This window comes from Caballeronia sordidicola (genome assembly GCF_002220365.1).
Taxonomy (GTDB): Bacteria; Pseudomonadota; Gammaproteobacteria; order Burkholderiales; family Burkholderiaceae; genus Caballeronia; species Caballeronia sordidicola_C.
Map to the genome: position 1 here is coordinate 91,298 of NZ_MTHB01000011.1, position 12,260 is coordinate 103,557.

Below are 12,260 nucleotides of genomic sequence, written 5' to 3' on the forward strand. Positions count from 1 at the left end.
TCAGTCTCCTTTTATCCCGCGCGTAACCTGGCCGTCGCGGCACAGGAGCGTCGCGGCGACGATGTCGTCGGCCATATCGATGTTCAGCGTCCCTTCCTTCGTCACAATCAACTTGATGAAATCAAGCAGGTTGCGAGCGTAGAGAGCGGAGGCATCGGTGGCGACCATGGAAGCGAGATTGGTGTAGCCGACCAGATGCACACCATGTTTCATCACGACCTGATCGACTTCGGTGAGCGGACAATTGCCGCCGCGACGACCTTCGAATTCAGGACCGCGTCCGGCCGCCAGATCGACGATGACCGAGCCCGGTTTCATCTGCTGGACGGTTTCCGCCGCGATCAACGTAGGCGCGGGGCGACCGGGAATCAGCGCGGTCGCGATGACGATATCGGCTTGTTTTGCACGTTCGGCTACCAGCACCGATTGCCGCGCGAGCCAGCTTGGCGGCATGGGACGCGCGTAACCACCGACGCCGACCGCGGCTTCACGTTCTTCATCGGTTTCGTAGGGGACATCGAGGAACTTTGCGCCCAGCGATTCGATTTGCTCCTTCACGGCCGGACGCACATCGGAGGCTTCGATCACCGCGCCGAGCCGCTTGGCCGTGGCGATAGCCTGCAGGCCCGCCACGCCTGCGCCGAGCACGAGCACGCGTGCTGCTTTCACGGTGCCGGCGGCGGTCATCAGCATCGGCATGAAGCGCTGATAGATGTTGCTCGCGACCAGAACGGCCTTGTAACCGGCGATATTCGCCTGCGACGACAACACATCCAGGCTCTGCGCACGCGTAGTACGCGGCGCGGCTTCCAACGCGAACGCGGTGATTCCCGACGCAGCCAGGCGCGCGTTGTTATCGGCGTTGAAAGGGTCCAGCATTCCGGCTAGGAACGCACCCGGTTTCAGCAGCAGCAATTCGGCTTCATTGGGCGAATGAACCTTGAGGACGAGATCAGCGGCAAACGCGGTGTTGACATCGACCAGCTCGGCGCCGGCAGCGGCGAAGGCATCGTCGATATAACTCGCTGGCACGCCCGCGCCGCGCTGCACCGTGACCCGGTGACCTTGCGACACGAGCTTCTTGACCGTCTCCGGCGTGGCGGCAACGCGCGCCTCGTTCGCCCGCGTTTCGGCAGGCACTCCGATATGCATCTTCAATCCTCCTCACGTTCTAGTTTTTGATATGGCCGTGTGCAGTCGCTCGCCTGTAGGCAGCAATCATCTTGCGAGACGCCTGCGCACTTGATTAAGCGGTTATTTAAGCTGTTATTTGCGACTGATCGTCACTGTAACCGAAACATTCGCGAAAAATGACGCGATCGGGCAACAACGTTCACTAACGCCGAAGGCGGCGTAAAAACCCGCAAAACGGTAAAATACGGTCCCATGAAACCAGAACGATGGGCACCGCGCGTGACGGTCGCGGCAATTGTGGAACGGGACGGGCGCTTTCTCGTGATCGAGGAGCACACGTCGGACGGGCTCAAGATTAATCAGCCTGCCGGGCATCTGGAAGCGGGAGAAACACTCGTCGACGCCGTGAAGCGCGAGACGCTCGAGGAAACAGCGCACCATTTCGAGCCTGAAGCGCTTGTCGGCACGTATCTCACGCATTTCGAGCGGCCGGGAAGGTCGGTCACGTATTTGCGGTTCACGTTCTGCGGCACGACGTCAGGCGAGGTGCCGGGCATGGCGCTGGACTCGGGCATCGTGCGAGCCATGTGGCTGACCGCCGACGAATTGCGCGCGTGCGCTGACCGGCACAGGTCGCCGGCCGTGCTGGAATGTCTGGAACATTACCTCGCCGGGCGCCGCGTGCCGCTCGACTTCATTCATACGCATTCGGTCGCGCCGGTGCAGGCTGGGACCTAGGCTGGTTTTCAACCTAAGGCAAGCAATATAGAGAGCGAAATGAGCAAGGCCGGAAAACAGAAAGTCGTGGTGGGCATGTCGGGCGGCGTGGATTCGTCGGTGACCGCATGGCTGCTCAAGGAGCAGGGCTACGACGTGATCGGCCTGTTCATGAAGAACTGGGAAGATGACGACGACAGCGAATATTGCTCGACGCGGCAGGACTGGATCGACGTGGTGTCGGTGGCGGACCTGATCGGTATCGACGTGGAAGCGGTCAACTTCGCGGCCGAATACAAGGACCGCGTGTTCGCCGAGTTCCTGCGGGAATATTCAGCCGGCCGCACGCCGAATCCGGACGTGCTGTGCAATGCCGAGATCAAGTTCAAAGCCTTCCTCGACCACGCGATGTCCCTTGGCGGCGAGACCATCGCGACGGGGCATTACGCCCGCGTGCGCGAGCGCGACGGGCTGTTCGACCTGCTGAAGGCCACCGACTCGACCAAGGATCAGTCGTACTTTTTGCATCGGTTGAATCAGGCGCAGTTGTCGAAGACGCTGTTTCCTCTCGGCGAAATGCCCAAGACGAAGGTGCGTGAAATCGCGGCGCAGATCGGCTTGCCGAACGCGGCCAAGAAGGATTCCACCGGCATTTGTTTTATCGGCGAACGGCCATTTCGCGAGTTCCTGAACCGCTATCTGCCGACGCAGCCCGGTCCTATGAAAACGCCCGATGGGAAAGTGATCGGCGAGCATGTCGGGCTGGCGTTTTATACCTTCGGACAGCGCAAAGGTATCGGGCTCGGCGGCAGCAAGGACGGTAGCGGTGACCCGTGGTTTGTCGCGGGCAAGGACATGGCGTCGAACACGCTGTACGTGGTGCAGGGGCATGACCATCCGTGGCTGCTATCGCACTCGCTTGTGGCCGGCAATACCAGTTGGGTGGCGGGCGCCGCGCCGGTCGAAGGCACGGTTTGCGCGGCCAAGACGCGTTACCGGCAGTCGGATGCGCCTTGCGTGGTCGGGGCGTCGGGACCAGCGGACGGTCGTTTCGAACTTCGCTTCGACGACGCCCAATGGGCCGTCACGCCAGGACAATCGGCCGTGCTGTATCAGGGCGATGTGTGCCTGGGCGGCGGCATCATTGAATCGGCCGCGACTGCCCAGCCCCAGCGACGCGACGCAGGAGCTGCGTTGCTCACGGCGAGGTAGGTTCTTCAGACCATCACGCTGGTTGAGAGCGGGCTGCGGCCCGCTTTTTGTTGCTCAAAGTTCGCCACGAAATATGGGCAAATCAGTAATTCACAAAAAATCGGTACATACCCGGTGCAGTTGGGGAGCCTTCTGAGCAGTCCAGAAGGAAAAAATTGAGGCTACGTGGTGAAAAACTTCCGAAAAAATCGTACGAAGGTCTTGACTATCTATCTATGAGTAGATAAATTTACGGCGTGGATCACGACATGCCACGACATGCCACGAGATGTCATGAGATGTCATGAGATGCTCTGAGATGCGTGTGGCGAGATGGCGTGAATTGTTTGGATCGTAATTCTCCACCACGAGACAACACAAGCAGAACAACCTGTAGAAGCCGCGAGTCGAAACCGAAATGAATGCTGACAGAACCCCTGACAAAAATACTGTGCGCGAGCAATTGCTCGATCACGCGCAGGTCTTGCTGATGACACGCGGCTACAACGGTTTCAGTTATCGGGATTTGTCGACGCTGGTCGGCGTGAAGACTTCGAGCATTCATTATTACTTCCCGTCGAAGGAAGATCTGGTGCTCGAAGCGGTGAATACGTACAGCGCGGACGTGATGTCGTCTATTTACGCCATCGATAGCTCCGCCTCGGCCGAGAAAAAGCTCGACCGGTACGTAAAGCTGTTCGGCAAAATTGTGGGTGAAGGTGATCAGGTTTGTCTTTGCGGAATGCTTGCTGCCGATATTGAATCGCTTCCCGAAGGTGTCCGCCATGCGGTTCAGGCTTTCTTTAAAGCTAATGAAACTTGGCTGGCAAAGGTGCTGGCCGAAGGCGATAAGCAAGAAACCCTCAGGGTAAATGGAAAGCCTGACGTGACGGCGCGTGCGTTGTTCGCGGCGTATCAGGGCAGTCTGTTGGCCTGTCGATTGTTTCACACGAAGGTACGTTTGGATGAAGTCACCCAAACTGTGAAACGCTAATTCACGATATGAGCGAAAGCGCGCTGCTTAGAGTTGATTATTCAACATCCGCGAACAAATTTGAGCGCCGTGCGAAAGGCCGTTGAATCGAAGAGGCAGATATCAAGCGCAGCGCGTTGGAAAGGACGCTTTCGCGGTCGCCCTGCCTTGACCGCAGGGAATATTGTTAATAATGATTTAGCCTGTACCAAAATTGTCATTAATTGAGTTGTCTATTTTGAAGTTGTCTATCTTGGAGTAGGTAGATTTTGGTTTCCGATTTTTATCTGCATTAAGTTATTTGGAAGTTATTTTTACCGTCATCAAAAAAGCATCGACGAAGGTAGTCCGGCGAGTTGTGGCCTGTCGTGTAAATGGGAAATCAGTATCAATCGATTTGCTTTCCAGCCAACCCGGCCAATGTGCGTCGTCTTGAGGCTTATGCTGTTAATTGATTGAACACTTGCCGGGTGCCGGCACACGGCGGCTCGCGGCAATTTTGTTGTCTTCGTCGTAGCTGATGCGGTAGCTAACAGAAAACCCAGCTAGGGTCGCCGATGTATCAATTCATCTATCTATGAGTAGATAAATATGACCTGATTTTTCGTCATTTTTGTTCCTCCGTTTTTGTTCCTTCGTTTTTGGTGTTCCGTTTTCGGCATCCCGTATCTCAGTCGTCTCCCGTCGAAAGTCGCACGCAGCCACGCACTACCCGTCTTACCCAGCCGCAACAACCCGGTTTTCGCACCGGGCTCTAACCCGCCGTACCTTCGCTAACAGGAGTGAACCATGTACAAGCTCAAGTCCTTCGCCATCGCCTCTGCTGTTGCTGCGTTACTTGGTGCAAGCGCCTCCCCGCAAGCTGCGCCAGTGCTCGAACCCGCCACGCAGCAGTTTATCGACGCGCTCACGGCTCAAAAAGGTCCGCCGATCTACACCCTTTCTCCCGCCGATGCCCGCAACGTCCTCGCCGGCGCCCAGTCACAGCCAGTGACGAAAGAAGCCGCGCAGATTGAAGACCGTGTGATCAAGGCCGGTCCGACGGGGAAGATCGCGATCCGCATAGTACGTCCGGCTCACGCCAAGGGCGTGCTGCCCGTGATCATGTATTTCCACGGAGGCGGTTGGGTGCTGGGCGACAAGAATACGCACGACCGCCTGGTCCGCGAGATCGCAAACGGCGCACAGGCCACGGTGATCTTCGTGGATTACGATCGCTCGCCGGAGACGAAATTCCCGGTGCCGACGCAAGAGGCGTACGCCGCCACGCGCTACGTGGCTGAGCATGCAAAGCAGTTCAATGTCGATGCGTCGCGCATGGCCGTGGCGGGCGACAGTGTCGGCGGCAACATGGCGGCGGCCGTCACCTTGATGGCAAAAGAGCAGGGCGGCCCGGCGCTGCGTTACCAAGTGCTGTTCTACCCGGTCACCGATGCGAATTTCGACGACGGTTCGTACAACGAATTCGCCGATGGTCCGTGGCTGACCAAAAACGCGATGAAATGGTTCTGGGACGCGTATGCGCCGAACGCCGCCGATCGGGAAAAAATTACGGTGTCGCCGCTGCGTGCATCGCTTGAACAGTTGCAGGGTTTGCCGCCCGCGCTTGTCATCACCGACGAAAATGACGTGCTGCGCGACGAAGGCGAAGCGTATGCGAGAAAGCTGTCGCAGGCAGGCGTCCGGGTGACGGCGGTGCGCTATGCCGGCACGATCCACGACTTCGTGATGCTCAACGCACTGGCCAATACCCCGGCCACGCGCGCGGCGATCGAACAGGCCAATACCGTGCTGAAGCGCGCGCTGGCGAAATAAGCGGATCCGTACGCTGGGAATCGCCGACATGCAAAAGCCCCACGCGTGGGGCTTTTCAAGTCCTTCTCACTGCTGCAAACGAAGTCTCAACAGCCTTCAGGCAGGCAATGTATCGATGAAAGACTGGCGCTGCGACAAACGCTGAACGTGCTTGTCCAGATTGGCATACTCCTCGCGCCAGTTCATTTCGGGCATCCGGAAATCGAGATAACCGAGCGCGCAACCGCAAGCGATATCAGCGAGGGTGAAGTGATTCGCCGAACACCAGTTCTTGGCGGCGAGCCCTTTCGACATGGCCTTCAGGCCGTCGTCAATTTTGCGCTGTTGGCGCGCCACCCACGCCTCGTTGCGCTGCCCTTCCTCGCGCTGGGTGGTTTCCAGGCGAATCAGAACGGCGGCGTCGAGCATGCCATCGGCGAGTGCTTCCCAGCAACGCACTTCCGTGCGCTCGCGGCGTTCCTGCGGCAGCAGTTTGCCGACGGGGGTCAGCGTATCGACGTATTCGCAGATCACGCGCGAATCGAAAACGGCTTCGCCATCGTCCAGAATCAGGCACGGCACTTTGCCGAGCGGATTGAAACTATGGATTTTCGAATCGGATGCCCAGACGTTTTCGAGCACCAGTTCGCAGTCGATTTTCTTTTCTGCCATCACAATCCGCGTCTTTCGGACGTACGGGCTGTTGAGCGAACCGATCAGTTTCATCATCTGTGTTGTCGTTTCTGCAAAGAGTAGTCACGGAGATGGATCTTAACCGCCCGAACGCGCGCCGGCTGTAAATTCAAGATGGCGGCGTTGTGGTCGGGCGACAAAAAAACCGGTGCACCTTTCGGTGCAACCGGGTTGCAGTCTGGCGGCACGAAGTCGCGCCCGTGACAGGCGCTTCGGCTTAGGCGCCGCGTCCTCGCAAGACGTTGAGCGCAGCCGCGTCAGCCGTGGCTATTGTGCAGGCGCGGCCGCGTTTGCGGACATGGCCGGAGCAGGACAGGGAAGGACAGCCGGCGCGCGAGTCGCGACTTTTCCGGCCTTCCCAGTCGTAGCGGAAGACGACATGGGCACAGGCACGGAACTCACCGTGCGAATCCCGGCGGAAATCTCGCTGGCGAGTTGATCGACCGCTCGCCTATGCCCCGCCACCAGCGCGTCATAGCCGGCATCGACAGTTTGTTCGGCCTGCGTCCGGCACGTCAGCACAGCCTGGTTGTTCACGCCGCGCACGCTCCAGACCGCGTCGATCAACGCGCGCCGGCCCGGCGACGACTCGAAGCGCTGCACATTCACCTTCACGCGGTACACCGGTACGCCCTCGGGATGCGGCGTGCCGTAGACGTCGATAGCGCCCAACTGCTGCGTCAGATCCGCTGACAGTGCACGCCGGACTTCGTCGGCGGGAAGCGACGCCCAGCGCTCGTCCTCGAGCACCCGGACTTGCGCTGAACCATCCTGCACGACCAACTGGTTCTTGGCGACTTGAGGAGGCATGTCCACCGGCGACACTTCCAGATAGAACGAAGCGGGCGCGGCCGTTCTCGTCGCGGCGTCGTTGCCGCCGAGCGTATAGAAGCGGCTGGCCGGCGAACTGCTGCACGCGGCGAGCGCGGCGACCAGACTTATCGCCGACACCCCGCCGACGGCCCTCAATACTCTGGCCAAGCTCATGGCTTATCTCCTGGTTTTCCACGTACGAGCGATTCCGGATGACGTTCCAGATAATCGGCGAGCGCATTGAGCGATTGCAGTGTCCGCGTGAGTTCCTGCAGCGCCTGATGGACATCCGACTGCAGCGGCGAGTCCTGTTGCAGCGTGTTTTGCGCCTCGCCGAACGTTTTCCGCGCGGCGGTGAGCGTGTCGCGCGCTTCGGGCACAACCTCCGTACCGAGCTGGTTGAAGAGGCTGTTCGCGTTCTTCAGCGCACTATTCAAATTGTTGCCGATGTCGTCGAAGGGAATCTTGTCCAGTTTCTTCGCGATGTCCGCCACCTGCAGTTGCAGTTCGTCAAGCGTATTGGGCACGGTGGGCAATTCGAGCGGATCGGCCGTGGCGTCGACCGTGACCTTGGCCGCTTTCGGGAACACATCAAGTGCGACATAAAGCTGTCCGGTCAGCAGATTGCCGGTACGCAACTGTCCGCGTAATCCATTCGACACCAGTCTCTGGAGCAGTTCCTGGCCAGCCACGGTGTTCGGGCGAGGCGCAGAGTCCCGGAAGCGCTTGCCCAGCCGGTCCGGATAGATATTCATGGTCACCGGCATCTGGAAGGTGCGCGTTTTCGGATCGTATTCGATCCCGATGCCCGTCACGCTGCCGAGCAGGATGCCGCGGAAATCGATTGGGGCGCCCACGGACAAACCGCGCAGCGATTGGTTGAAATTCATGACCACGCGGATTGGCTGGCCGTCCGGATCGCGCATGGCGTCCTGTTCGTCCGAACCGAGGCGGAAAGTCATGTTGTCAGGCGCCTGCTGTCCAGGTTCCTGATTCTGCGGTGTCTGGAAGGCAATACCCCCCAGCACGACGGTCGCAAGTGACTGCGTGTTCAGCTTGAAGCCGCTTGCATCCAGCCGCAGGTCAACGCCGCTTGCGTGCCACCAGCGCGAATTCGTACCGACATACTGATCGTACGGCGCGTTCACGAACACCTGCATGGTGACGCCCGTGCCGTCCTTGTCGAGCGAAAAGCCGACAACCTGCCCGACCTGCACGCGCCGGTAATAGATAGGCGAGCCGATATCGATTGAGCCCAGCGACTCACCGCGCAAGGTGAATTGCCGTCCCTTTTGATCGCCGGTGACCGCTGGCGGGGTTTCGAGCCCGACAAAATGGGTCTCGTCCTCTTTGGACTTCCCGGCATCCACGCCGATATACGCACCGGACAGCAATGTGCCGAGCCCGGTCACGCCGCTGGCGGCCACGCGCGGGCGCACCACCCAGAAGCGCGAGTCTTTCACCGCGAAGTCCTCGGCGACCTTGGTCAACTGGACATCGACGAGCACGCGCGAGTGGTCTTTCGACAGCGTGATCTCCTTGACCGTGCCGACATCGACGTCCTTGTATTTGACCTTGGTCTTGCCTGTCTCAAGGCCTTCTGCGCTCACGAAGCTGATGGTGATCGTCGGTCCGCGTCCCGACACCGATTTCACCACGAGCACAATGCCGATCAGCGCGGCGATCAGCGGAAGCACCCAGACGAGCGACGGTATCCAGCGGCTGCGCGGTTCGATCACCGGTTCCGGGAGATTGGGCGGCAAGCCACCGCCGCCGCCCGCGTTTCGCGACGGCTCGTTCGGGCCTTTGACGGTGTTGTTCGAAGGACCTTGCGGGCTAGTCATGTTTCTTTCCTGAAGGTTCGATGTGATCCCACATCAGTCGCGGGTCGAATTGCATGGAGGCCAGCATGGTGAGCACCACCACGCAGCCAAACGCAAGTGCGCCCGGCCCTGGCGTGATGACGGCGAGCGAACCGAAGCGCACGAGCGCAACGGTCAGCGTCACGACAAAAATATCGAGCATGGACCATCGGCCGATTTTTTCGACGATTCGATACAACGTCGTGCGCTGGCGAGGACGCCACTTGGAGCCCGATTGGGTGGCCCAGGTGAGAAACGCCAGCGTGCCGAGCTTGAGCATCGGCACGAGAATACTGGCGATAAAGATGATCGCGGAGAGCGGATAGTCGCCGTCGTTCCAGAACATCGCCACGCCGCTCATGATCGTGTCGTCTTCTGAACCGACGATCGATGACGTGTGGAGCACCGGATATAAATTCGCCGGAATGTACAGGATCGCGGCGGACAGCAGCAACGCCCAGGTCCGCGCAACCGAGTCAGGATTGCGCCGATGCAGCGGCGAGCCGCAGCGCACGCAAAGCTGGCGCTCGACCGTGAACACGCGCTTTTGCACGCGGTTGCACGCGTGGCAGCCGATCAGACCCGCCTCCTTGGCCGTGGTATATAACGGCTCGGGAGATCCGGATGTGTCGGGAGTGTCGGCGGTGCCGGCGGTGTCGGGATCGGGCTTGTCGGTCATGGCTTCATCGGTGGAGCGGCGGCGTCAGGCGGTGTCCCTTGCGGCGTCCTGTGCGAAGGCGCGGGATGCAGCAGGTCGGATGAAAGGCTGGAATGCGGCTCGGCTGAATAAGCCGATACCGGGCCGGACCGGAGGCCGCCGAAAGGCGTGTAGCGCAACGGTCCGTGACCTCCCGCACGCTCGGCGATTTCCCACAGCGCGCGCGGATCGAAGGTGAGGATGACCGCGAACAGCAAGGTCAGCGCGCCGAACGCGAACAGCGCCGCTTCTGGAATCACACGCGCGATGCTCACCATTTTCACCAGTGTTACGAGTATCCCAAGCATGAACACTTCGATCATTCCCCACGGCCGCACGAACTGGATCGCGCGCAGCACCTGGCTGAAGCCGGCCGGAATGAAACCCGCGCGCAACGGCACGAGCAGATACAGCATTGCAATCAGTTCGGTGAGCGGGAAGAGGATGGTCGCGCAAAAAACCATGGTGGCGATCACTTCCATGTTCTCACCCCACAGCGCGACAATCGCACCAATCAGGGTCGTTTGGGACGTGATGCCGTTCGTTTCCAGTTCCACGATAGGAAAAGCCTGCGCGATTAAAAACGTGATCAGCGCGGCGAGCGTGATGGAGCAAAGCTTGTCCAGATTCGACGAAACGCTCTGGTAGAGCGTAGCGCCACAGCGCGTACATTTCGCGGAGCTGCGGGACGGCAGGGCGCGCTTATGAAACAGCGTGTCGCATTCGTGGCATGCGATCAGATCGTCTTCTTCCATAGGCGGAATACTAAGCTCGTACTGGCGTGTTGTTTTAGTGTCTTAAACGTCGTGGTTCCGGGACGGCTGCATACCAGAGCAAAGGCCGGGCCAGCGGGCATGGTAACAAACGGCGGACTGCCGCGCGGAAGCGCCGCACTGACCTGACTTGCTATTGCGTCACAGGCAAGGCGCTGCGGCGCGGGCCCGTACCGGTGCGCGGACCTTGATTGGCTCCTCGCCCAAATGGAATTGTCGGCGTGCGGGGCTCGTTTAATCTGGATGCCCAAGCCACTGATACCAGATTTGTAACGCGGCCGCGGACGGGTCGGCAACTATTTCTTTATCGAAAAGCCGGTTTTTACTTGTTCGGGTAGGATGGCGGCCTTGAGACCCTTGTCGCCGGGTTATTGCGGTTGCCGCGCGATAAACCGCTTCGGGTCAAGTCATCAATTCCGCACTTTTTCTGGTGGACCACGTATGGAACGCAGCCCGAATTTCGCCAGCTCCGAGCGCTACAGCCGGACCGCGATCGGCCTTCACTGGCTGATCGCATTGCTGATTGTATGCGGCTTCTATCTCGGCTGGATCATGACCGATATTCCCGGTTTCACGCCAACCAAGCTCAAATATTTCTCCTGGCACAAATGGATCGGCGTGACCGTGTTCGCGCTCGCCGTCGTGCGCGTGCTCTGGCGCGCCACGCATAAGGCCCCGGCCATGCCGCGCCGCATTCCCACGTGGCAAAAGGGCGTCGCTCACCTCACGCACTTTCTGCTTTACGCACTGATGCTGGTGATTCCGGCTTCCGGGTATCTCTATAGCTCGGCGGCCGGTATTCAGGTGGTGTATCTCGGGCTGGTGCCGTTGCCGACCATTATCGGACCGGATACCGCGCTGAAAGTCACGCTGAAGATGGTCCATATTTACCTGAATTACACGCTGCTCGTGCTCGTGATCATGCACGTCCTGGCGGCGTTGAAGCATCAATTCGTCGACCGTGACGGTTTGCTCGCACGCATGATTCCGTTCCTCCGATAAGCACTGTCCGGTTCGCAGTCAATAAAAATGAGACGTAATTGATTCCTTCTTGTTGATAGCCAGTTTCCTCCGCACAGGTTGCGCTGGATTGCGTTTGACTTTTCAATAGCGGTTCAACCGGTTATCCCGGTGGCCTCAGGACATACATGAAACACGCGAAATTTTCCCGTTGGTTGCTTGCAGGTGTTTCCGCTGCATCGCTGGTCGCAGCGGTTTCCGCCTTTGCTCAAGCCCAGGTCGACACGACCAAAAGCACGGTGACGGCGACATCGAAGCAAATGAACGTGCCGGTTGAAGGCAAGTTCAAGAAGTTCACCGCGCAACTCGACTTCGATCCGGCCAAGCCGGCTGCGGGCAGCGCGAATCTCACCATCGATACGGGCAGCTACGATCTCGGCGATGACAGCTACAACAAGCAAGCGACCGACAAGGACTGGTTCGATACCGCCCATTTCCCGACGGCTACGTTTACCTCGACGGCGATTGCGCCGGCCGGCGGCACGAAGTTCAACGTGAGCGGCAAGTTGACCATCAAAGGCAAGTCGCAGAACGTGACCGTGCCGGTCACCGTCACGAGCCAGGGCGCGACGCAAACTTTCGATGGTTCATTG

General features: G+C 59.3%; 12 protein-coding genes. 6 read left to right on the forward strand and 6 right to left on the reverse strand.

All coding sequences use genetic code 11. The features are described from left to right. On the reverse strand, positions 1-1,152 hold the full coding sequence (locus tag BSU04_RS00905; protein ID WP_089158828.1) for a Re/Si-specific NAD(P)(+) transhydrogenase subunit alpha: 1,152 nt from the start codon (positions 1,150-1,152) through the stop codon (positions 1-3). A gap of 234 nt (positions 1,153-1,386) precedes the next feature. Here BSU04_RS00905 and BSU04_RS00910 point away from each other — a divergent pair, with 234 nt between their 5' ends. The 4 genes from BSU04_RS00910 (at position 1,387) to BSU04_RS00925 (ending at position 5,830) form a co-directional block, all read left to right on the forward strand. After that, a complete protein-coding gene (locus BSU04_RS00910) occupies positions 1,387-1,872 on the forward strand; it encodes an NUDIX hydrolase (RefSeq protein ID WP_089158829.1) in 486 nt (161 codons plus the stop codon). Between the two features lie 27 nt (positions 1,873-1,899). Continuing rightward, a complete protein-coding gene (mnmA, locus tag BSU04_RS00915; protein WP_256981970.1) occupies positions 1,900-3,063 on the forward strand; it encodes a tRNA 2-thiouridine(34) synthase MnmA in 1,164 nt (387 codons plus the stop codon). A 397-nt stretch (positions 3,064-3,460) separates the two neighbouring features. After that, positions 3,461-4,036, forward strand: coding sequence for a TetR/AcrR family transcriptional regulator (locus BSU04_RS00920; RefSeq protein WP_089158831.1), 576 nt, complete (start codon positions 3,461-3,463; stop codon positions 4,034-4,036). Positions 4,037-4,804: 768 nt separating this feature from the next. Beyond that, the gene (locus BSU04_RS00925) at positions 4,805-5,830 is read left to right on the forward strand and encodes an alpha/beta hydrolase (protein WP_089158832.1); all 1,026 of its coding nucleotides are present in this window, start codon (positions 4,805-4,807) and stop codon (positions 5,828-5,830) included. A gap of 96 nt (positions 5,831-5,926) precedes the next feature. On the opposite strand, the gene BSU04_RS00930 is transcribed toward BSU04_RS00925, so the two are convergent. From BSU04_RS00930 to BSU04_RS00950, 5 genes are all read right to left on the reverse strand, one after another. Continuing rightward, positions 5,927-6,538: a glutathione S-transferase C-terminal domain-containing protein gene (locus BSU04_RS00930; protein ID WP_089158833.1), complete on the reverse strand. Its 612-nt coding sequence runs from the start codon at positions 6,536-6,538 to the stop codon at positions 5,927-5,929. 231 nt (positions 6,539-6,769) lie between these two features. Continuing rightward, positions 6,770-7,489, reverse strand: coding sequence for a PqiC family protein (locus tag BSU04_RS00935; RefSeq protein ID WP_089158834.1), 720 nt, complete (start codon positions 7,487-7,489; stop codon positions 6,770-6,772). Beyond that, the gene (locus BSU04_RS00940; RefSeq protein ID WP_089158835.1) at positions 7,486-9,159 is read right to left on the reverse strand and encodes a PqiB family protein; all 1,674 of its coding nucleotides are present in this window, start codon (positions 9,157-9,159) and stop codon (positions 7,486-7,488) included. Before BSU04_RS00940 ends, BSU04_RS00935 begins: the two co-directional genes overlap by 4 nt. Beyond that, positions 9,152-9,856 carry a paraquat-inducible protein A gene (locus tag BSU04_RS00945; RefSeq protein ID WP_089158836.1) on the reverse strand — a complete coding sequence of 235 codons (705 nt, stop codon included), beginning with the start codon at positions 9,854-9,856 and terminating at the stop codon, positions 9,152-9,154. The genes BSU04_RS00940 and BSU04_RS00945 overlap by 8 nt, the downstream gene beginning before the upstream one ends. After that, positions 9,853-10,629 (reverse strand): paraquat-inducible protein A, encoded by a 777-nt coding sequence (locus tag BSU04_RS00950; RefSeq protein WP_179258154.1) that lies wholly within the window; start codon positions 10,627-10,629, stop codon positions 9,853-9,855. The genes BSU04_RS00945 and BSU04_RS00950 overlap by 4 nt, the downstream gene beginning before the upstream one ends. Before the next feature lie 459 nt (positions 10,630-11,088). Between BSU04_RS00950 and BSU04_RS00955 the strand changes: the two genes are divergently transcribed. Further along, the gene (locus tag BSU04_RS00955; RefSeq protein ID WP_089158838.1) at positions 11,089-11,649 is read left to right on the forward strand and encodes a cytochrome b; all 561 of its coding nucleotides are present in this window, start codon (positions 11,089-11,091) and stop codon (positions 11,647-11,649) included. A 146-nt stretch (positions 11,650-11,795) separates the two neighbouring features. Then, positions 11,796-12,260: YceI family protein (locus BSU04_RS00960; protein ID WP_089158839.1), on the forward strand; the 465-nt coding region annotated here is incomplete at its 3' end.